The organism is Oerskovia rustica, from assembly GCF_014836555.1.
In the GTDB taxonomy this organism is placed as follows: domain Bacteria; phylum Actinomycetota; class Actinomycetes; order Actinomycetales; family Cellulomonadaceae; genus Oerskovia; species Oerskovia rustica.
The window spans coordinates 94,857-115,031 of the sequence record NZ_JACSQQ010000003.1; the positions used below are offsets into that span (position 1 = coordinate 94,857).

Annotated in this window: 18 protein-coding genes; 8 read left to right on the forward strand and 10 right to left on the reverse strand. The window is 73.0% G+C overall.

Annotated features, from left to right (window positions below):
* The 3 genes from feoB (at position 1) to H9652_RS02580 (ending at position 4,012) form a co-directional block, all read left to right on the forward strand.
* Positions 1-2,085 (forward strand): ferrous iron transporter B, encoded by a 2,085-nt coding sequence (gene feoB, locus H9652_RS02570; RefSeq protein WP_318243953.1) that lies wholly within the window; start codon positions 1-3, stop codon positions 2,083-2,085.
* Complete coding sequence (locus H9652_RS02575; protein WP_191794528.1) at positions 2,082-2,408, forward strand: hypothetical protein; 327 nt, start codon at positions 2,082-2,084, stop codon at positions 2,406-2,408. The genes feoB and H9652_RS02575 overlap by 4 nt, the downstream gene beginning before the upstream one ends.
* A gap of 71 nt (positions 2,409-2,479) precedes the next feature.
* A complete protein-coding gene (locus tag H9652_RS02580) occupies positions 2,480-4,012 on the forward strand; it encodes a glycosyltransferase 87 family protein (RefSeq protein ID WP_191794529.1) in 1,533 nt (510 codons plus the stop codon).
* Positions 4,013-4,046: 34 nt separating this feature from the next.
* Here the strand turns inward: H9652_RS02580 and H9652_RS02585 are convergent, their stop codons facing one another.
* The 3 genes from H9652_RS02585 to H9652_RS02595 all read right to left on the reverse strand — a co-directional run bounded on the left by H9652_RS02585 (position 4,047) and on the right by H9652_RS02595 (position 8,203).
* Positions 4,047-4,826 (reverse strand): uracil-DNA glycosylase family protein, encoded by a 780-nt coding sequence (locus H9652_RS02585; protein WP_191794530.1) that lies wholly within the window; start codon positions 4,824-4,826, stop codon positions 4,047-4,049.
* A 31-nt stretch (positions 4,827-4,857) separates the two neighbouring features.
* Positions 4,858-6,597: a S41 family peptidase gene (locus H9652_RS20155; RefSeq protein WP_191794531.1), complete on the reverse strand. Its 1,740-nt coding sequence runs from the start codon at positions 6,595-6,597 to the stop codon at positions 4,858-4,860.
* Between the two features lie 64 nt (positions 6,598-6,661).
* Positions 6,662-8,203, reverse strand: a complete 1,542-nt coding sequence (locus tag H9652_RS02595; protein ID WP_191794532.1) for an amidohydrolase family protein — start codon at positions 8,201-8,203, stop codon at positions 6,662-6,664.
* Between the two features lie 199 nt (positions 8,204-8,402).
* Between H9652_RS02595 and H9652_RS02600 the strand changes: the two genes are divergently transcribed.
* From H9652_RS02600 to H9652_RS02610, 3 genes are all read left to right on the forward strand, one after another.
* Positions 8,403-8,903: an FBP domain-containing protein gene (locus H9652_RS02600; protein WP_191794533.1), complete on the forward strand. Its 501-nt coding sequence runs from the start codon at positions 8,403-8,405 to the stop codon at positions 8,901-8,903.
* Positions 8,904-8,930: 27 nt separating this feature from the next.
* Positions 8,931-9,521, forward strand: a complete 591-nt coding sequence (locus H9652_RS02605) for a TetR family transcriptional regulator (protein ID WP_138826837.1) — start codon at positions 8,931-8,933, stop codon at positions 9,519-9,521.
* A gap of 210 nt (positions 9,522-9,731) precedes the next feature.
* Positions 9,732-10,349, forward strand: coding sequence for a carboxymuconolactone decarboxylase family protein (locus tag H9652_RS02610; RefSeq protein ID WP_191794534.1), 618 nt, complete (start codon positions 9,732-9,734; stop codon positions 10,347-10,349).
* Between the two features lie 162 nt (positions 10,350-10,511).
* Here the strand turns inward: H9652_RS02610 and H9652_RS02615 are convergent, their stop codons facing one another.
* Both H9652_RS02615 and H9652_RS02620 read right to left on the reverse strand, forming a co-directional pair.
* Entirely contained in the window at positions 10,512-11,417 is a 906-nt protein-coding gene (locus tag H9652_RS02615; RefSeq protein ID WP_225227629.1) for an alpha/beta fold hydrolase, read from the reverse strand.
* Complete coding sequence (locus H9652_RS02620; RefSeq protein ID WP_191794535.1) at positions 11,410-12,435, reverse strand: NADP-dependent oxidoreductase; 1,026 nt, start codon at positions 12,433-12,435, stop codon at positions 11,410-11,412. Before H9652_RS02620 ends, H9652_RS02615 begins: the two co-directional genes overlap by 8 nt.
* A 108-nt stretch (positions 12,436-12,543) precedes the next feature.
* Between H9652_RS02620 and H9652_RS02625 the strand changes: the two genes are divergently transcribed.
* Positions 12,544-12,951 (forward strand): winged helix-turn-helix transcriptional regulator, encoded by a 408-nt coding sequence (locus H9652_RS02625; protein WP_191794536.1) that lies wholly within the window; start codon positions 12,544-12,546, stop codon positions 12,949-12,951.
* 320 nt (positions 12,952-13,271) lie between these two features.
* Positions 13,272-14,489 (forward strand): glycoside hydrolase family 3 protein, encoded by a 1,218-nt coding sequence (locus tag H9652_RS02630; RefSeq protein WP_191794537.1) that lies wholly within the window; start codon positions 13,272-13,274, stop codon positions 14,487-14,489.
* Positions 14,490-14,610: 121 nt separating this feature from the next.
* Here H9652_RS02630 and H9652_RS02635 read toward each other — a convergent pair whose 3' ends face one another.
* The 5 genes from H9652_RS02635 to H9652_RS02655 form a co-directional block, all read right to left on the reverse strand.
* Positions 14,611-15,330 (reverse strand): ABC transporter ATP-binding protein, encoded by a 720-nt coding sequence (locus H9652_RS02635; RefSeq protein WP_056653240.1) that lies wholly within the window; start codon positions 15,328-15,330, stop codon positions 14,611-14,613.
* Positions 15,317-16,210: an ABC transporter ATP-binding protein gene (locus H9652_RS02640; RefSeq protein ID WP_225227649.1), complete on the reverse strand. Its 894-nt coding sequence runs from the start codon at positions 16,208-16,210 to the stop codon at positions 15,317-15,319. The genes H9652_RS02635 and H9652_RS02640 overlap by 14 nt, the downstream gene beginning before the upstream one ends.
* Before the next feature lie 125 nt (positions 16,211-16,335).
* On the reverse strand, positions 16,336-17,727 hold the full coding sequence (locus tag H9652_RS02645) for a branched-chain amino acid ABC transporter permease (RefSeq protein ID WP_191794538.1): 1,392 nt from the start codon (positions 17,725-17,727) through the stop codon (positions 16,336-16,338).
* Positions 17,724-18,758, reverse strand: a complete 1,035-nt coding sequence (locus tag H9652_RS02650) for a branched-chain amino acid ABC transporter permease (protein WP_191789974.1) — start codon at positions 18,756-18,758, stop codon at positions 17,724-17,726. Before H9652_RS02650 ends, H9652_RS02645 begins: the two co-directional genes overlap by 4 nt.
* A 174-nt stretch (positions 18,759-18,932) precedes the next feature.
* Positions 18,933-20,174, reverse strand: coding sequence for a branched-chain amino acid ABC transporter substrate-binding protein (locus H9652_RS02655; RefSeq protein WP_191794539.1), 1,242 nt, complete (start codon positions 20,172-20,174; stop codon positions 18,933-18,935).
* Between the last annotated feature and the right edge of the window lies 1 nt (position 20,175).

Sequence of the window (20,175 nt, forward strand, 5' to 3'; positions counted from 1 at the left end):
GTGGGACCCGGACGCGGCACCGAGGGGCACGACGGCGCCGCGCACCCGCCCGCGCGACGTCGCCGTCGCGGGACCGGCCCGGGGGTACCGCTCGACGCGACGGACCTCCCCGCCGCGCGGATCCTGCTCGTCGGGACGCCCAATTCCGGGAAGTCGACCCTCTTCAACCGCCTCACGGGCGCCCGCCAGACCACCCGCAACGCTCCCGGGACGACGGTCGAGCTCGCCCGTGGGACCTGGCGCCCCGGGCCCGGCCGGTCCGCGGAGGAGCGCGGCTCCCAGGAGACCGCGGTCGCCCTCGCCGCCTCGTCGACCCTCGCGATCGTCGACCTGCCCGGCGCCTACTCGCTGACCCCCGTCTCGCCCGACGAGGCCGTGACCGCGGCCGAGATCGCCCGCAGCACAGCGGGCACCGGGGGCGCTGCGGGCACTGCGGGCACCCGGCGCACGGACGACGCCGTCTGCCTGCTCGTCGCCAACGCGGCCGAGCTCCACAGCGCGCTGTTCCTCCTCGGGCAGGTCGGCGCCCTGACCGACCGTGTCGTGGTCGCCCTCACCATGACCGACGTCGCCACGGTCGACGGCCTCGTCGTCGACCCGGACCGGCTCGCGGACCGGCTCGGTGTCCCGGTCGTCGAGGTCGACCCTCGCACGGGACACGGCACGGACGACCTCGCCGAGGCCGTGCGCACCGTCGCGGCGAACCCGCGCGCCGTCGTCGGGCTGCCTGCTCCTGCCGACGACCGCCCGGCGGGCGACCTCGACCGGATCGACGCGCTGCTCGGCTGGGCCGACGACGTGGTCGAGGCGATCGACGCCCACCACTCCCCGACCCGGAGCCGAGCCGACCGGATCGACCGCTGGCTGCTCAACCCGTGGGTCGGGCTGCCCGTGTTCGTCCTGACCCTCTGGGCGCTGTTCCAGCTCGCCACGTGGGCGGCCGCGCCGATCATGGGAGCCGCCGAGGCGCTCGTGACCGGTCCCGTCGCGGGAGTCGTCTCGTGGGCGCTCGCCGGCCTGGGGCTGGGCGGCGGGTGGTTCGAGGGCCTGGTGGTCGACGGCGTCGTCGCGGGCGTCGGCGTCGTCGTCGCGTTCGCGCCGCTCATGGCCATGATGTTCCTCGCGATCGGGCTGCTCGAGGACTCTGGCTACGTAGCACGGGTCGCGGTCCTGGCGGACCGGCTCATGCGTTCGGTCGGGCTCGACGGCCGCGTCATCATGCCGCTCATCGTCGGCTTCGGCTGCAACCTGCCCGCCCTCGCGGCGACCAAGACGCTCCCGCACGCCCGGCAGCGTCTGCTCACGGGGCTCCTGGTCCCGTACGCGTCGTGCCCCGCGCGGCTGACGGTGTACGTCCTGCTGGCCGGGACGTTCTTTCCCCGGCACACGGGCCTCGTGGTGCTCGCCATGTACGTGCTGAGCGTGCTGCTCGTGCTCGGCGGGGCCTTCGCGCTGCGCGGCACGCTGTTCCGCGACCTCGACCGGGAACCCCTCGCGCTGGTCCTCCCGGCGTACCACGTGCCGCGCCTCGGCCCGCTCCTGGCGACCACGGGCCGGCGTGTGCTCGCGTTCCTGCGCGGCGCGGGCACGATCATCGTCGCGGTCCTCGTCGCCGTGTGGCTGCTGCTCGCGATCCCCGTCACCGCCGGCCACACGTTCGGCGAGGTCCCTGTGCACGACTCGGCGTACGGCCGCCTGACCGACCAGGTCGCGCCCGTGTTCGCCCCCGCTGGCTACGGCGACTGGCGCACGACGTCCGCCCTGGTCACCGGGTTCGTCGCCAAGGAGGTCGCGGTCGGGGCGCTCGCGCAGGCGTACGCCGTGGACGAGCCCACCGGGTCGTCACCGGGCGAGCTCGGCGAGCAGCTGCGCACCACGCTCGACGAGACCTCGGGCGGGCACGCCTCGGCCGCGGCGCTCGCGTTCATGGTCTTCGTGCTCGCCTACACGCCGTGCCTCGCGACGGTCGCCGAGCAGAAGCGCCTGTTCGGCTGGCGCTGGACCCTGGGTGCGGTCGCGGCCCAGCTCACGGTCGCCTGGGTCCTGTCGGTCGCGACGTTCCAGCTCCTGCGGCTCGTCTGGTGAGCACCACGGCGCACGCTCCCGCGCGGCACCGCGACCTCGTGCGGCCGGTGCTGGCGAGGATCCGCGCGGGCGACACGACCGACGAGGCCGCCGTCGCGCTCGGCCTCGACCCCGGGCTCGTCGACGCGACCGTCGCGCAGCTCGTCCGGCTGAGGCTCGTGCAGGTCGCGGGCCCGCCGCGAGCCGGGGGGCCCTGCTCGGGGTCGGGCTGCCCCGGCACGCCGGGTGCTCCGGGTACCCCGGGCACTCCCGGCGACGCACAGCCCACCCGTCGCCTCCCCTCGGCCTGCACGGGCTGCCCCTTGGCTCCGCGCTCCCGCTGAGCGGTGCTCGGTGCGCGCCGCCGTCGGGCCTCCGCGCGCGGCCCCGCACCACGCCGGGCAGACTCGAGGAAGTGAGCCCCGCACCCCGAACCCCCCGCCCGGACCGCCGGCCGGGCGCTGCGCTGGGCTGGGCGGTCGCCGCCGCGGTCGGGGCGCTCGCGTTCCTCGTGCGGTGGCACCTCGTGGGCGGGACGGTCGGCCTCCGCGGGTATCACGGGTACGACGACGGCGTGTACTTCTCGTCGGCCGTGGCGTTCGCGCACGGCCTCCTGCCCTACCGCGACTTCCTGCTCCTGCACCCACCCGGCTCGATGCTCGCCCTGACGCCCTTCGCGGCGCTCACCGCGTGGACGAGCGACAGCGACGCCCTGGTCGCCGCGCGCGTGGGCTTCCTGCTGGTCGGCGCCGCGAACGCCGTCCTGGTGACGCGGGTCGCGCGCCGGTGGGGCACGACCGCGATGGTCGTGGGCGGCGTCCTGTACGCCGTGTCGTACGCCGCGGCGTGGGCCGAGCGCATCACGCTGCTCGAGCCCTTGGGGTCGCTGTGCCTGCTGGGCGGGGTCGTCCTGGTGCTGCGCGGCCTCGATGCGGACCGGCGCCCCGCGACAGCCTCCGGGATGGGCTGGCTGTGGGCGGGCGGCGCGGTCCTGGGGCTCGGCGTGAGCGTCAAGATCTGGGGCGTCGTGCCGCTCGCGGTCGTGGTCGTCTGGTTGCTCGTGACGGCGGGGTGGCGGGTCGCGGTGCGGGCGGGCGCGGGGGCGGTCGGGGCGGTCGTGGTCGTGATGGCGCCGTTCGCGCTGGCCGCGGGCTCGGACATGTTCCGCATGGTCGTGCTCGACCAGCTCGGGCGACCGCGCGAGACGGACACGGGGGTCCTCCAGCGGCTCACGTGGATCGCGGGCACGGGGAACGCGGAGTGGGCCCGGACCCCGACGGCGCAGCTCGCCCTGGTCTGGGCCGTGCTGGGCCTCGTGGTCGTCGCGGCGGTCGCTGCCTGGGTCGGGCGGCGCGGTCGCCTGTGGGTCGCGCTGCTCGCCGTCCAGACCGTGGTGCTCGTGGCGTCGCCGTCGGCGTACCAGCAGTACGCGGCGTTCGTCGTCCCGGCGCTCGTGCTGGTCGTCGCGGCCACGGCCTCGCTCGTGCCGGCGCGTTGGCGGCAGCCGGTCGCGGCGCTCGTGTGCCTGGGCTTCACGCTCGGTGCCGGGGTGACGGCGACGCAGCGCGTCGTGCCTTTCCCGGCCGCCGCGGTGCGGTCCCACCTGCCGGAGGACGGGTGCGTCCGCGCCGACTCCCCCGCGCTGCTCGCGCTGACCGAGGTCCTGAGCCGCGACCTGGCGCGCGGCTGCGAGCTGCCCGTGGACCTGTCGGGGTACGCGTACGACGTCGGGGCGAAGGACTCCGTGGGGCGCCCCGTGCCGCGCGACCAGAACGCCGCGTGGCAGCGCGAGGCGTTGCGCTACCTGACGTCGGGGTCGGCGACGCTCCTGGTGCGCTCGGTCGGGAACGGCTTCGACGAGGCGACGACGCGGACCCTCGACGAGACGACCGCGACGGTCGTCGAGCGTCGTGGCGTGCGGGTGCTGGTCCCGCACGAGGGGCCGTAGGACGACCGTTGGGGCCTCAGGCCCCGCGCCCGCCTCAGACCGCTCCGCCCGGCGCCCTCCACTCGATCGTGTGCGCCGGGTCGCTGCGCGGCCGTTGCACGGTGCCGTTCTCGCCGAGCGCACGGATCCAGGCGTCGTCCCCGAACCAGTCGGGCATCCCGTACGGCAGGTCACCGCGCGGGATCGGTGCGTAGTCGGCCTCCTCGAAGGTCGCGCCGTAGGTCGGGACGGTCGCGTCGCCGTCGGGGTCCGGCGTCACGACGCCCCGCAGGTCGCCGACCGCGTCGCGCAACGCGTCGAGCAGCGCCTTGGGGTCGCGGCTCGAGGGGTGCGGGACCTTGTGGACGGGGACGTTCGGGGCGCCCTCCCAGCGCCCCAGGGCGTCGCGCGCCTGGGCCCCGAACGCGACGACCGCCTGGAGACCGGGTCCCGTGACGGCGTCGAACAGCTGGTTGCGCCAGCGCGTGTGCTCGGGGGCACGCAGGATCTCGCGCGCGGCCTCGTCCGCGCGCGAGGGCAACGTCGCGTACGCGTAGGCGTTGAGGCACACGTAGCTGCGCGTCAGCCCGAGCTTGGTGAGGAAGCCCTGGACGCGCTGGCCCGCGTTGCCCACGAGCGAGCGGCCCGCGATGCGTTCGGTGGGGCCGGGGTCGGACGCGATGACGAGCAGGCGCGCGGACCCGTCGAGGCGGCCCCGGTAGAGCACGGGACCCCAGTCGTGCCAGAACAGCGCGGCGTGCTCGCCGTAGCTCGGGAGCCGCTCGAATATCTCGGCGATCTCGGGCGGCGGTCCGGGGTCGTGGTCGGTGCTCATGTCGTTCCTCCGTTCGCGCGCGGACCGGCTCTCAGCCGGCGCGGAGCAGCCCCAGGCAGAACGCCTGGAGGTCGACGTTGTCCCGCAGCAGGTCGTCGCGGGTCATGTCGTACGGGACGCCCGCGATCCCGAGGTCCTCGACCGGGATGCCGTCGCCCCGGCCCGAGCGGATGGTCCGCCGCACCGCGACGGTCAGCGACGTCCCTGCGGGCATGGGCGGCAGCGCGCGCTCGGTGCCCGCGAGCGCGTCGCGCACCTGGGACAGCGTCCAGACGTTGGCCCCACCGCCCCCGGTGGCCTGCCCGACGGCGACGAGCGGACCCACGTCGTTGTCGACCCACCCGGCCGCGAACAGGTCGCCCGACGAGTACGTGTTCGGGTCGACGACCGCGACCGCGGGTCCGGGGTAGACCCGTCCGCGGTCGTTGCACCAGGCGGGGTCGGTCAGCGGCAGGGGCTGCGCGTACTGCTCGCCGGTCGACACGGCGTCCTGGAGCGAGCCGTTCCACGCCTCGAGCTCGAGCCGGTTGAACGGGCTGGCGGCCATGAGCCGGGTGAGGGGTGTGGCGACGAGGCTGAAGCGCGTGGGGACGACCGGGTGGTCCGTGAAGAGCTGCAGCGCGCGCTCGGCGGCCCAGACGAGCCCGCCGGGGTTGCCGCGCAGGTCCACGACGACCCCTCCCGCGGGCAGGAGCCCCAGGAGCCGGGTCATCTCGTCGAGGTAGGCGGCGTCGTCCCCCACGTCGAACGACCACAGCCGCAGCAGGCCGTGGTCGGCGTCGAGCGCCCGCGCGGCGAGGACGTCCTGGAGCGGGGTGGGGATCCAGTCCGTGCCCACCCCGCCCGCGTTCCCGGTCGGGAGACGGCCCGACGGCGCCGCTCCCCCTGCGCGGGCGACGCCCGCTCGCGTCGTGCTCGCCCGGGGAAGGGGCGGCGGTGGTGGCGCGGCAGGCTCGGCCTCGTCCTCGGTGGCCCACAGCTCGGGGACGAACGTGAGCTTCTTGGCCCGGCGCACGGCGTCCGCGGCGGGGTCGACCGCGACCTTGAGCGCCGCGCGCGTGGCTCGGCTGACGGCCGTCTCGGCCCGACCGGGGGCGACGACGGTCCAGTCGAAGCGTGTCTCCCGGGTGGCCCCGCGGCGCGTCCGGTACTCGACGACGACCCAGTGCTCGTCGGGCGGCGGCCCGTAGTCGAGAGCGCGGAACGTCAGGGACTCGAGCGCGCGCGAGCGCCGCGCGTCGGGTCGCCCGCCGGTCTCGCGGTCGGCGTGGACCTCGACCGCGCGGGCGATGGGCACGCCGTTCCATGCGAGGACCTCGACACCTGGGGCGAACGACCTGTCGGTCGTGGCGCCGGGGCCGACCTTGGTCACGAGGAAGTGCGGCTCGTGGTCGGGCCCGTGGGCCTCGATCAGGAACGGCAGCGTCGCGACCTGCCCGCGTGCGGCGACGGGCCCGACGTAGCGGGTGTGCGCGTCGCGCAGCCCGGTGAGGATGCCCGTGAGCGCGAGGTGGAACTCGGCGTCGGTCAGGTCGACGGCGCGGCGCCGCAGCAGCGTGAGCCCCTGCACGGGGTCGCTCGCGTAGGCCGCGCGCTTGGCGGGCAGGTGGGAGTAGAGCCCGCCCAGGACCGTGACGAACGTGTCGACGACCTGGAGCCGTTCGCCGCCGTCGAGGTGCGCGGCTGCGGGGACGTCGGCGAGGGTCGTGGCCGTGACGGCCTCGGCGAGCAGGCGCCGGACGCGGGCGTCGCGCGGGTCGGTGGTCGTCACGTTCCCTCCCAGCGGTGGTGCGGTGCGGTGGAGCGGCGGTCGGCGAGATCGCTGCGACGCGACCTCAGTAGTAGGCGCGCAGGCCGTCGAGCACTCCCTCGTGGAAGCCGCGCCCGACGACCTGGGCGAGCCAGGCGTCGTCGGGCATCAGGGACTCGAGCGGCGGGACGACGATCGTCCCGAGGTCGCGCGGGAGCCCGCCGACCGGGCCGACGCCCGTGGGCATGTCGAGCGCGAGGCGCAGGGGCGCGCCCTCGTCGCTCATGCTCCCGGCCCATGCCGCGGCGCGCGCCTGGGCTGCGGTGATCTCGGCCTGCGGGTCGGCACGGACGGCCTCGAGCCGGTCGACGACGTCGTCCCACCCCCAGGGCGTCGTGCCGTCGTCGGGGTGCGTGAGGCTCAGGCGCATGTCGCGCGAGCCGACGGTGAGGGCCGTGAGGTCGGGCGCGCCCGCGGCGGCCGTGAGCGCGGGAGTCCCGTAGCGCGCGACGCCGTCGATCACGACGAGGTCCACGTCCTCCTCGGTCGCGGCGACGACGGAGGCGAACGGGTCGGCGCCACGCTCGGCGCGCAGCACGAGGACGTCCGCGAGCGCCCCGGGCTGCAGCCGCCCGGTCTGCCGCCCCCAGCCGCGTGCGAGGACGTCGCCGGGCACGCAGGTCACCATGCGCACGAGGTCCTCGTCGCTGAGGTTCCACCCGGCGTGGTCGGCGGCGAGGCGCGCGGCCTTGAGCTCGCCCAGGACGTTCTTCGAGCCCGACGGCGCCCAGTCCGCCCCGAGGCACACGGCGAGTCCCGCGTCCCTCGCCGCGGGGACGTCGGTGGTGACGCCGTAGAGCCACAGGTTGGAGAAGGGCGACCAGACGACGGCGCCGGGGTCGGCCCAGCGCGCGAAGCCGGCCGCATCGACCGCGGTCGCGTGGACCGCGACGAACCGGGGCTGGAGGCAGCCGGCCGACTCGGCGTCGGTGTACTCGCGGGCGACGAGGCTGCCGGGCTGCCCCTCGGCGCAGTGGTAGACGAACAGCGATCCGGCGCGCATGCGGTTCGCGCGGTCGGCGAGGTCGGCGGGCTTGGCCGTGAGGACCGACGCGAGGACCTTGTTGCGGTCCCCCGTCCCGAAGCTCTCGTCGTCGATCTCGCGCACGAGCCACCCGTCGCGCGGGCGGTTCATGGGCGGGGAGCCCTGGACCGAGGTCGTGCCGCCCACGATCGCCTTGGTCTCGACGTACGCGAGGAGCTCGTGCGGGCTCGCGGTGATGAACGCGTACGCGGGCCACGTGGTGCTCGCGGCGTAGGTCCTGGCACGGGGCCACGAGTCGTGGTGCGCGAACGGGACGGCCTGCGACGGCTCGGTCCACAGGGGCAGCGTGTCGTAGGCCAGGTGGTTGTGGAGGTCGATCAGGCCCGGCAGGACGAGCGAGCTGCCGACGTCGACGACCGGGCATCCGTCGAAGCGTGCGGGACCGGGCCGGGTGCTGCGGGTGACGGCGGCGACGCGGCCGTCGTCGTCGATCCACACGCGGCCCGTGAAGACCGCGGACTCGGACGGCGCGACCGACCGGTCGTCCGACAGTGCGACGACGCGTCCACGGATCGCCCACATGAGATCCCCCCGGTCGAGCGACGGGCGTACCTGTTCTCGACGCTAGACCCGCGGGCGCGCGTCGGCGAGGGAGCGGGAGGGTGATTTCCCTGAGGTGCCACCAGGTCGGGGCGGGAGAAAGGGCGTGCTCCGCCCCACGAATCTGTACTAGTGTCCAACTTGAACACCCGTACAAATTCGACGGAAACCGGAGCCGCACGTGCGACCACTGACCCGGCAGGAGACCCGCCACGCCTTCAGGAACACCACCACGCAGGAGACGAAGGTCCTGCGGCTCCCCGCCACGTTCGACACGCTCGACTGGTCCCGCCTCGACTACCTCGGCTGGCGCGACCCCCGGTCACCCCTGCGCGCGTACCTCGTCGCCCTCGTCGACGACGTGCCCCACGGCGTCATGCTCCGCCAGTCGGCGACCCGCAACGAGCTCGCGAGCCGCGCCGTGATGTGCGTGCTGTGCCGCTTCACCCGGCGCTTCAACGAGGTCGCCCTGTTCTCGGCCGCCCGCGCAGGGGCGGACAAGCGCGCCCGCCTCGACACCCTCGGCATCTACGTGTGCGTCGACCTCGACTGCCACACGAACGTCCACAGCACCCCGCTCCCGGGCCCCCTCGACCCGCCGGCCGCGGAGATCGTCGCGTCCCGTCGCGACGGGCTGCGCACCCGGACCAGCGCGTTCGTGCGCTCCGTCGTGATGCAATAGGCCGCTGCCGACACCGAGGAGAACACCATGGGGAGCTATCTCGCACGAGACGCGCGCCGCAGGACCATCCTGGACGCGGCCGTGGTCGTCCTGGGACGCGACGGCATCGCCGCCGTGACGGCCCGCTCGGTCGCGGCGGAGCTCGGCGGCTCCCAGGGGCAGATCCACCACCACTTCGGGTCGACGACGCAGCTCGTCGCCGAGGCCTGGCTCCTGTACACCCGGACCGAGGTCGAGCAGTTCGAGGCCGAGGCGGCGAACCTCGACCCGCAGGAAGCGGTCGGCCACTTCTTCGAGGGCCTGCGCGGCGGGCAGGACGGCGGTGCCCTCGCCCTCTGGGCCGAGGCGGGCTCGTACGCGCGGTTCACCCAGGAGTTCGCCCCCGCATACCTGACATCGCTCCAGCAGGTCTGCACGGTCCTCGAACGGCTCCTCGACCGGGAACGGCCCGACGACGGCAACCGCGACGCCGCCCTGCGCCTGCTCATGGTCGGGATCGGCCTGGCCGGGCTGACCGCGATCGCACCGACCGACGAGACCGGCATCGCCCCGGGGCAGGTCGTCGGCTCGGCGATCGCGCAGGAGCTCTCCCGCCTCCGCACTCAACCACGCGCCTAGGGGGCCATCCCTCTCGGTGCCGAGCACGCGGTGGGCGTCTCTCTTCGGCTGAACTCGGACGCCAACCGCATGCTCGGGCGACGGGAACCGCATGCTCGGCGACGCTGGAGACCTTCCGGCGCGGCCGGCACCGTGCGAGCCTGGAGGGACAGCCCCGGGGCGCGGTGCTCCCTACCGCGAGCGCACAGCCGCCCGGGAAGGAGACCTGCCATGAGCTGGATCCGAGAGGCCGACGAGAGCGAGCCCAGCGGCGCCGTCGCGGCAGCGTTCGCGAAGGACCACGAGACGCTGGGGTACGTCGCGAACCTCACGCGGCTCCTCGCGAACCGGCCCGCGGTGCTCGACGCGTGGATCGGGCTCAACGGCGCGATCAAGGCGTCCATGTCGCCCCGCCGGTACGAGCTCGCGACCCTCGCGGCGGCGCTGCGGCTCCGGTCGACGTACTGCGCGCTCGCGCACGGCGCGGTCCGCGCCGCCCACCACGCCGGGGCCGACGCCGTGCGCGAGGTCGCCGAGGGGCACGACACCGTCCAGCTCTCGCCGATCGACCGCGCCGTCATGGACCTCGCGGACAAGGTCGCGGCCGGGGCCGCCGACATGACCGAGCCCGACCTCACCGAGCTGCGCGACCTCGGGCTCGACGACGGCGAGATCCTCGACGTGATCCTGGCCGCGTCGGCGCGCTGCTTCTTCAGCTCGGTCCTGGACGCGACCGGGACGCAGGCCGACGCGGTGTTCGCCGACCTCGACCCGGCGATGCGCGACGCCCTGACCGTCGGCCGGCCGATCGCGACCCCCGACCCCGTGGGCCGACACCTCGCCGGCTGACGCCCGGCCGCCCCCCTCCCCCCCCGCGGCTCCCCGCAAGGCCCCCGTCGCCCTGTGAATCACAGCGCTCATTGGCGATGTTCCCGCAGGGGCACTTGTCGGGGTGTCTCGCGCGCTCGGCGGCTGACCGTCGACGTCGTACTGGTGCACGGGGGTCTGGGGTCAGGCGTCGAGGTGTGCCAGGAGCGTGGGGATGAAGTGGCGATGGTGGTGGAAGACGCCGCCGTGGCCTGATCCCGGGTAGATGGCGAGGGTGCTGTCGGGGATGCGGGCGAGCATGTCGCGGGACAGCGCGGTGGGGACCATGCGGTCGTGGTCACCGTTGCCGATCAGCGTCGGCGCCGTGATCGCGGCAAGGTCCTGCGGCTGCTGGCGGCCCCAGGCCTTGATGCCGGTGATCTGGCGCCGGAATGCGGTCAGAGTGATGGGGTCGTCGCGGTCCGTCACGCGTTCGCGGATCCTCGTGAGGTAGTCCTTCGCAGCGGCCTTGCCTGCGGGCGTGCGGGGGAAGAAGAGGAACTCCTTGACGTCGGTGCGGGCGAGCGCGGCGCGGACCATGTCGACGTAGATGTAGGCGCCGCCGGTGGGGTGGTCGATCCCGGCGCCGCCCGCTGGCCCGGTGCCGGTGAGGACGAGCCTCCGCACGAGTCCGGGATCATCGAGGGCGACCTGCTGCGCGACGAACCCGCCGAGCGAGAAGCCGAACAGGTCGATCCTGGTGAGGTCGAGCGCGGCGACGAACGCGCGCGCGGCGTCGGCCATGCCCTGGACGGTCAGGGGGACGGTGCCGGTCGATCCGCCCACTCCGGGGAGGTCCACGGCGATGACGCGGCGACCAGCGGCCAGGGCGTCGACGACGCGCGGGTCCCACTCGTCGAGGGTGGCACCCAGGTGGGTGAGGAGCAGGACCGGTGTGCCTGCGTCGGCGCCGAGCTCGCGGTAGGCGAGGGTGTCGCCGGCGACGTCCAGATGGAGGGTGGGGGCGGTGACCCAGGTCATCGCTCGTGCTGCGCCGCCGACGGTCTCGCGGGTGCGATGGCCCGTCGGGGTGGCGGGTGCGTCAGGCATGGTTGGCGTCCTCCTCGGAGGTCGTGGTGACGAGGATCTTGCCGCGAGCTCGACCAGCGAGGAGTTGATCGAGTGCGACCAGGGTGTCGTCAAGAGGCAGGACGCGGTCGACGACCGGGCGCAGGACGCCGTCATCGACGAGACCGGCAGTCGCGGCCAGGGCTTCGCCGTCGGGCTGGATGAACAGGAACCGGTAGCGCACGCCGAGGCGCCGGGCCTGCCGCCGCAGGCGGAGGCTGAGGACGGCGAGCGCGGCCTTGACGACGCGTCCCGCGCCGGCTTGATCGGCCAAGTGCGGGTCGGGTGTCCCGGCGATCCCGACGACGAGGCCGCCGCGACGCAGGACACGCAGGGAGCGGGTGGTGATGTCGCCGCCCTGGGTGTCGACGACGATGTCGACGGGGGTGTCGGCGAGCCGGTCGACGAAGTCCTCGCTGCGGTAGTCGATGACGACATCGGCGCCCAAGGCTCTGACGAGGTCGGCGCTGTCGGCCGACGCCGTCGTGGCGACGGTGGCACCCAGGTGCTTGGCGAGCTGGATCACGGCCGAGCCGACTCCGCCGGCCCCGCCGTGCACGAGGACGGTCTGCCCCGGCCGGACCTGACCGAGGGTGACGAGCGCCTGCCATGCGGTCAGGGCGACGACGGGCAGGGCGGCAGCGTCGACGAGAGGGATGCTCGACGGGGCGGGTGCCAGGGCGGCGGCGTCGACGGCGACGACCTCGGCCCAGGAGCCCATGCCGACGACGCCCGTGTAGCCGTAGACCCGGTCACCGGGGCCGAAGCCGGTCACGTCCTCACCGACGGCGATGACCTCGCCGGAGAGCTCTCCACCCATGACCTTGGGCAGGTCGAGGTGGAAGACGGCCTTGAACTCGCCGATGCGGGTGCGCTCGTCGGCGTGATTGACCCCGGCCGCGACCATCCGCACGAGAACCTCGTGCGGGGCCGGCATCGGCTCGGGCATCTCGACCGCCCGGAGCGGCTTTCCGTACGTCTCCAGGACGAAGGCCTTCATCGTGTCTCCTCGGGCCGGCCGAAACCAGCCAAGTAGTTGCATTGTGTTACTGCTTGGTTTCAGCGTAGAGTGAGTGATCACGAAGTGCAACTACCTGGATGGAGGGCGATGATCTCCGAACCGCGATCGTCGTGCCCGATCAATCGCAGCCTGGAGCTGCTCGGTGATCGGTGGAGCCTGCTGATCCTGCGTGACATCGCCTTGCACGACCGGCGGTCCTTCCGCGAGCTGCTCACCGGCAGTCAGGAGGGCATCAGCGCGCCTGTCTTGTCGCGCCGCCTGGCCGACCTCGTCGATCAGGGCCTCCTGACGAAGGCCGAGACCGCCCGCGGCAAGCAGGGCAGGTACTCGCTCACCGAACTCGGACTGGCGACGATGCCGCTCCTGGTCGAGCTCGCACACCTGGGAGGGCGACTCGACCCCTCCACCCGCGCCTACGCGCCCGACATCGGCGACGGCCCCGACGCGATCGAAGCAGCCGTCTCCGCCCTGCGCGCAGCGCACATCGGCGCCTGACGCGCGCCAGCGTTCTGTGCCGGCCAGACAGGGCGACAGATCGATCACGACTGGCCACGACACGCTCATCGACACTTGAGTGAACATCCCGGCCGTCTCAGGAACGACCGTTCATGAGACACCAGCGGCGGTCGGGCGGCTGGCCGGCGCGTCATGTCTCACCGCCGGCACCTTCCGACTCCCCGACCGCCCCACCACCCAGATCGAGCGCATCATGCTCGGTACCGGAGCACCCGGCACCCCGGCACGTGACGCGAAGAACACGCCTCCGGCGCCACCCTGCGACGCGGTGCACCCGGGAACCGTCCTAGGGTCGAAGCATGAGGTCGTCCCGTCGAGGCGCCACGAGCGCCGCCCTGCTCACCACCGTCCTGCTGCTCGCCGCGTGCTCCCCGGGGGGCGGGACGCCCTCCCCGACGAGCGCTCCGCCGTCGGGCACGCCCAGCCCCACCGCGACCGAGACGCCCACCCCTCCCCCCACCCCCGACCCGACCGCCGACGCCCCGGACCCCCTCGCCGGGTGGAGCCTGGAGCAGAAGGTGGGCCAGCTCCTCATGGTCGGGGTGAACGTGGGGCAGATCGACCAGGCGAGCTACGACGCGGTGCACCAGCACCACGTGGGCAACGTGTTCCTCGCGGGCCGCACCCAGGCAGGGTCGGTGCGCGTGAAGAACCTCGTCGACTCGTTCACGGCCCTGGTGTCCGACGAGACGACGCACGGGACACCGATGTTCGTCTCGACCGACCAGGAGGGCGGCGAGGTCCAGGTGCTCCGCGGGCCCGGCTTCTCCGACATGCCGAGCGCCATGGAGCAGTCCGCGCTCGCCCCCGCGGATCTCCAGAACCAGGCCACGACGTGGGGCAAGGAGCTCGCGGACGCGGGGATCGACCTCAACCTCGCTCCCGTCATGGACGTCGTGACGAGCCCCGAGACGGCGGCGACCAACGCGCCGATCGGGTACTTCGAGCGGAACTACGGGTTCGGGGTCGAGACCGTGACGTCGCACGCGAACGCGTTCAGCGCGGGCATGGAGGCGAACGACGTCGACGTCGCGATCAAGCACTTCCCGGGGCTGGGCCGCGTCGGGGGCAACACCGACACGACGGCGGACGTCCGCGACGCCGCGACGACACGCGACGACCCGTCGGTCGCGGCCTTCCGGTCGGGGATCGAGGCGGGCGCGGCGTTCGTCATGACGTCGACGGCGATCTACGACCAGATCGACGGCAGCCTCCCCGCCGCGTTCTCGCCCGTGGTCGTGGACGGGCTGCTGCGCGGCGACCTCGGCTTCGGGGGCGTCGTCATCACCGACGACGTGTCGAAGGCCGAGCAGGTGCAGGCATGGTCCCCGGGCGATCGGGCGGTCCTGACGATCGCCGCGGGCGGCGACATGGTGCTCGCCTCGGCCGACCCGACCGTGGTCCCCGAGATGGCGACGGCCCTCGTCGAGCGCGCGCAGGCCGACCCCGCCTTCGCGGCCAAGGTCGACTCTGCGGTGCTGCGGGTCCTGGCGGCCAAGGAACGCCTGGGATCCTGAGGGGACCGTCGGCCGCGCCTGTCCACGCCCGTCCACACCGTGCTCCACACGTTGTCCCCATGCCTGTCCACAAAGTTATCCACAGACCTGGGGACAGTGTGCACAGGGGGCGGGCCCCCGCTCACGCGACCCCGAGGTACGCCTCCTTGATGCTCGGGTCCGCGAGCAGCTCCCGGCCGCCCCCGGAACGCACGACCTCCCCCGTCTCGAGCACGTACGCGCGGTGCGAGCGCGACAGCGCCTGCCGCGCGTTCTGCTCGACCAGCAGCACCGTGGTGCCCTGCGCGTTGATCTCCGAGACGATCCGGAAGATCTGCTGGATGACCATGGGCGCCAGGCCCATCGACGGCTCGTCGAGCAGCATGAGCCGGGGCCGCGCCATGAGCGCGCGCCCGATCGCGAGCATCTGCTGCTCGCCCCCGGACATGGTCCCGCCCACCTGCGACGTGCGGTCCTCGAGCCGCGGGAACAGCTCGAAGACGCGGGCCAGCGTCTCGTCGTGCACGGCCTTGTTCTCGAACGTGCGCCCGTAGGCCCCCATCTCGAGGTTCTCCAGGACCGTCATGCCGGGAAAGATCCCACGCCCCTCGGGCGCCTGCACGATCCCCTCCAGGACCCGCAGGTGCGGCTTCATGCGCGTGATGTCCTTGCCGTCGAACACGATCTTCCCGCGCGACAGCGGCCGGATCCCCGAGACCGCACGCATGGTCGTCGTCTTCCCGGCGCCGTTGGCCCCGATGAGGGTCACGAGCTCGCCCTCCTCGACCGTGATCGACACTCCGCGCACGGCCTCGATCCGCCCGTAGGCGACCGTCATGTCCGTGATCTCAAGCAGGGGCATCTGCGTCTCCCTCGGGCAGCTCTTCGTCGGGTACGCCCAGGTAGGCGGCGATGACCTTGGGGTCGGACGTGACGTCCTCGGGGGTGCCCTCGGCGATGACCTTGCCGAACTCGAGCACCACGATGCGGTCCGTCACGCCCCGCACGAGGCGCATGTCGTGCTCGATGAGCAGGACCGTGTACCCGTCGTCGCGGATGTGGCGGATGAGGTCCATGAGGGCCTCCTTCTCCGCCGGGTTGAAGCCGGCCGCGGGCTCGTCGAGGCACAGCAGCTTGGGCTCGGTCGCGAGCGCCCGCGCGATCTCCAGGCGCCGCTGCTCGCCGTAGGACAGGTTGCGCGCCTTCTCCGTGGCACGCGCCCCGACCCCGACGAACTCGAGGATCGCCATGGACCGGTCGATCGCGTCGCGCTCCTCCTGCCGGTGCCTCCTGGTGCGCAGCAGCGCTCCGGGCACCGAGGTCCGGTGCCGCGCGTCGGTCCCGACGACGACGTTCTCCAGGGCCGTCATCTCGTTGAAGAGACGGATGTTCTGGAAGGTCCGGGCGATGCCGAGGCGCGTGATCTGGTTGCGCTTGGCCTTGCCCAGGACCTGCCCGTCGAACCGCACGAGGCCCTTGGTGGGCCGGTAGACGCCCGTCATGGCGTTGAAGGCCGTGGTCTTCCCGGCCCCGTTGGGCCCGATCAGCCCCAGGATCTCCCCGCGCCGGATGTCGAACGAGACCGAGTCCAGCGCGGTCAGGCCGCCGAACACGACCGACACGTCCTCCATGCGCAGCAGCGGCTCGCCCACCTCGGTGCGGACCGTGCGGTCGGCCGCGACGATCGCGTCGACCAGCGCGGAGTCCGCGAGCTCGGGCCGCACCTCGGTCACGTCGACCATCACGGGCTCGGCGAGCCCGGCACCGGGCAGGTACTTCTCGGCCATGGGCTCGCCCGCGTCCGCGGACAGCGACAGGTGCGCGTCGCCGACGTCGCCGCCGGCCCCCATGCCACCAGGATCGTTGCTCATCGGTTCCCCCCGTCGGTGGTCTCGTCGCGCTCCCCGGCGCCGTTCCCGGCGGGGCCGTCCGTCCCGCTCCCCGTGCCCGACGCCGGAGCGGCCGTCGCGTACGCGGCCTGCGGGCCGCCGTCGGGCATCTTGGCGAGCGTGCGGCGCGCCGCGACGTACAGCTCACGCCCGTAGGTGAGGAGCTTCTGCCGGACGGGTATGAGCCCCTGCGGCCGGAAGATCATGAGCACCATGAGCGCGACCCCGAAGAACAGGTACTTGTAGTTCGCGATCTCGTTGCCGTCGATCGGGATGCCGAACAGGGACGTGCGCCCCAGGAAGAAGTTCGGCAGGTACACGATGATGAACGCCCCCAGGATCACGCCGAGCTTGTTGCCCTGGCCGCCGAGGACGACCGCGCACAGGAACAGGACCGAGTTGATGATGTTGAAGTTCGTCGGGATGACGAACTGCACCTGGCCCGCGTAGATCGCGCCCGAGACGCCGCCGATCGACGCCCCGATGACGAACGCCCACAGCTTGAACCGGAACGTCGGCACGCCCATGATCTCGGCCGCGTCCTCGTCCTCGCGGATCGCGACCCACGCCCTGCCCACGCGCGAGCGCTCGAGGTTCCCCACGAGCATGAGCGAGATGATGATGAAGACGAGCGACAGCCAGAACCACCACACGCCCGAGTTGAGCGTCGTCCCGACGTTGCCCGCCGAGAACACGCCGTTGGGCAGCTCCTCGGTCACGCCGAGCCGCGGGTAGGCGACCGACTTGAGGCCCTGGCCACCGCCCGTGATCTCGTCGAGGTTGTCCGCGAGCAGACGCACGATCTCACCGAAGCCGAGCGTCACGATCGCGAGGTAGTCGCCGCGCAGGCGCAGCGTCGGGGACCCCAGGACCAGGCCCGACATGGCCGTGATCGCGACCGCGACGGGCAGGATCGCGAGCCACGCCCAGTCGTCCGACAGCCAGCCCTCGGGCTGGGTCACGTTCCACGGGCTGTCCGGGCTCGTGAGGATCGCGAGCGTGTACGCGCCGATCGCGTAGAAGCCCACGTAGCCGAGGTCGAGCAGACCCGCCTGCCCCACCACGACGTTCAGGCCGATCGCGATGAGCGCGTACATCCCGAACTGCGCCATCACGGCCCCGAAGTTGGTGCCGACCGTGGTCAGGACCGGGATGTTCAGGATCGGCAGCAGGGCCACGAACAGGATGAACGGGACCCCGACCCCCCACTGCGCGGGCCGCGCGAGCGCGTCCCACCACAGCCGGAACCGGTCCCCCAGCCCGCCGTGAGGGCGTTGGGCGACGGGCGTCTGACCCGCGGGCGGGAGCTCGGGGCGGGGGCGCACGGGCTGGGTCGTGCCGTCGTTCTCCGCAGGAGTGCTGGTGCTCATGCTCGCGCCCTCCCCAAGGACTCGCCGAGGATGCCGGTCGGACGGAACATCAGGACCACGATCAGCAGGACGAACGCGACCACGTCGCGCCACTCGGTGCCGAACACGACCTGGCCGTAGTTCTCCATGACGCCCAGCAGCAGGCCGCCGAGCAGCGCCCCGCGCAGGTTGCCGATCCCGCCGAGGACCGCCGCGGAGAACGCCTTGATCCCCAGGATGAAGCCGCCCGAGTAGATGATCCCGTTGGGGACGCGCAGCGTGTACAGCAGCGCCGCGGCACCGGCCAGGACGCCGCCGATGAGGAACGTCAGCATGATGATGCGCTCGCGCGAGACCCCCATGAGGGTCGCCGTCACGGGGTCCTGCGCGACCGCGCGGATGCCGCGACCGAACTTGGTCCGGTTGATGAACATGTCGGTCGCGAGCGCCAGGATCAGCGCCGAGAAGATGATGATGAGGGTCACGTTGGTGACGTTGGCGCCGAAGAGCGTGAACTGGACCTCGGGCTCGACCAGCCGGATCGGCTGCTCGGCGTTCACGCCGCCCAGCTCACCGCCCGTCAGGGCCGGGAGCACGAAGTGCACGAACTCCTGGATCACGAACGACGCGCCGATCGCGGTGATGAGGAAGACGAGCGACGGGGCCCCACGTTTGCGCAGGGGTCTGTAGGCCACGCGTTCGAGCCCGACGGCGGCCCCTCCCGCGACCACCATGCCGCCGATCATCGCGATCCCCAGGTAGAGGACCGTGAGCAGGATGCCCTTGTCGAACGCGTCGCCGCTCGGGTAGAAGCCCAGGGCGAGAAGCGTGGCGTACTGCCCGAACATGCCGAGCATGAAGATCTCGGAGTGGGCGAAGTTGATGAGGCGCAGCACGCCGTAGACGAGCGTGTAGCCCACCGCGACGAGCGCGTAGACCGCGCCGTAGGTCAGGCCGTCGACGGTGAGGGCCCAGAAGTTGCGGCCCAGCGCCGCGAGGTCGAATCCGATGAGTGGGTCGGCGGCGAGGACGCCGTGGACGAGCATCGACATGCTGCTCCTTGAAGCCGGTGGGAGGGCGGTCGGCCGACCGCGGTGCGTCCCCCCCGCGCGGGGGGGGGGCCCCCCGCGGTCCGCTCGGCGGCTGCCGTCAGGCGACACCGCCCCCGGCCCGGCCGTGCTCGACCGGGAAGGGGGCGGCGCTGCGGGCAGGCAGGCGCCGACCGGCTACTGGACCTCGTAGATCCAGATCAGCGCGGACGAGAGCTCGCCCGTGTCGTCCCACTTGTAGGTGCGGGCCAGGCCCTCACCGTCGTAGTTCGTCACGAAGTCGAGCATCCCGGCACGGTCCGTGACGCCCGACGCGATACCCGTGAGCATGATCGTCGCCAGGTCGTAGCCCTCGACCGAGTAGACGCCCGGGGCCTGACCGTTGAGCGCCTCGTACGCGGCCGCGAAGTCGTCGGGAGCCGGACCGCACGGGCAGGACAGGATCGCGCCCTTGGACGCCGCGCCCGCCTGCGTGACGAACTGCGGGTCGTTGGTACCGTCCGCGGACACGAACGGGATGTCGACGCCCGCGTCACGCAGCTGCTGCGCGAACGGCGCGGCCTCGGCGTAGTAGCCCGCGTAGAAGACGGCGTCCGCGTCGGAGCTCGAGATGAGCTGCGTCGCGGCCGCGAAGTCCTTGTCGCCGACCTTGACCTCGGCCGAGCAGGAGTCGTCGGCCGCGTCGCCGAGGCCCGCGGTGATCTCCTTCGCGAGACCCACGCCGTAGTCCGAGTTGTCCTGGACCACGCAGACCTTCTCGTACCCGAGCGTGTCCACCATGTACTTGGCGACCGCCGGGCCCTGGACCGCATCGTTCGCGAGACCGCGGAAGAACGTCTTCCAGCCGTTCTTGGTGATGTCGGGGTTGGTGGCCGACGCCGACAGCGACGGGAGGCCCGCCTGGCTGAAGACGTCGCCCGTCGCGGAGGTCTCGCCGGAGAACGCCGGGCCGAGGAGCGCGATGATGCTCGCGTCGCCGACGATCTGCGGGGCGACCTGGGTCGCCTTCTGCGGGTCGCCCTCGGTGTCGAACTCCTTGATCGTGACCTGGCAGCCTGCGTTCGCGGCGTTGAACGCGTCCACCGCGACCTTGGCGCCGTAGAGGATGTTCTGCCCGAGCGCCGCGTTGGGGCCGGTCAGAGCACCGGCCATGGCGATCGAGGTGCCCTCGGCACACTCGGCCGCGCCGTCGCCGGCCGGGTCGACGGGGTCGCCCGACGTCTCGACCGGGACCTCGGCCCCGTCGATGTCGATCTGGACGGACGGCACGATCTTGAGATCGGCCGACCCTGTCTCGCTCGACGTCTCCGTCGATCCTCCGTCGTCCCCCTGAGACTGGGTGCCGCATGCGGTGATGGCGAGGGTGGCTGCCAGCGCGAGAGCCAGTCCACCCGTCGTTCGACGTGCTGTGCGTTGCATT

Coding starts and splice junctions, on each gene's coding strand:
- H9652_RS02620 (WP_191794535.1), bottom strand. CDS start 12,435: ATGAAGGCCTTCGTCCTGGAGACGTACGGAAAGCCGCTCCGGGCGGTC.
- H9652_RS02610 (WP_191794534.1), top strand. CDS start 9,732: ATGAGCTGGATCCGAGAGGCCGACGAGAGCGAGCCCAGCGGCGCCGTC.
- H9652_RS02655 (WP_191794539.1), bottom strand. CDS start 20,174: ATGCAACGCACAGCACGTCGAACGACGGGTGGACTGGCTCTCGCGCTG.
- H9652_RS02630 (WP_191794537.1), top strand. CDS start 13,272: ATGAGGTCGTCCCGTCGAGGCGCCACGAGCGCCGCCCTGCTCACCACC.
- H9652_RS02605 (WP_138826837.1), top strand. CDS start 8,931: ATGGGGAGCTATCTCGCACGAGACGCGCGCCGCAGGACCATCCTGGAC.
- H9652_RS02650 (WP_191789974.1), bottom strand. CDS start 18,758: ATGTCGATGCTCGTCCACGGCGTCCTCGCCGCCGACCCACTCATCGGA.
- H9652_RS02625 (WP_191794536.1), top strand. CDS start 12,544: ATGATCTCCGAACCGCGATCGTCGTGCCCGATCAATCGCAGCCTGGAG.
- H9652_RS02635 (WP_056653240.1), bottom strand. CDS start 15,330: ATGCCCCTGCTTGAGATCACGGACATGACGGTCGCCTACGGGCGGATC.
- H9652_RS02645 (WP_191794538.1), bottom strand. CDS start 17,727: ATGAGCACCAGCACTCCTGCGGAGAACGACGGCACGACCCAGCCCGTG.
- H9652_RS02615 (WP_225227629.1), bottom strand. CDS start 11,417: ATGCCTGACGCACCCGCCACCCCGACGGGCCATCGCACCCGCGAGACC.
- H9652_RS02640 (WP_225227649.1), bottom strand. CDS start 16,210: ATGGTCGACGTGACCGAGGTGCGGCCCGAGCTCGCGGACTCCGCGCTG.
- H9652_RS02585 (WP_191794530.1), bottom strand. CDS start 4,826: ATGAGCACCGACCACGACCCCGGACCGCCGCCCGAGATCGCCGAGATA.
- H9652_RS02595 (WP_191794532.1), bottom strand. CDS start 8,203: ATGTGGGCGATCCGTGGACGCGTCGTCGCACTGTCGGACGACCGGTCG.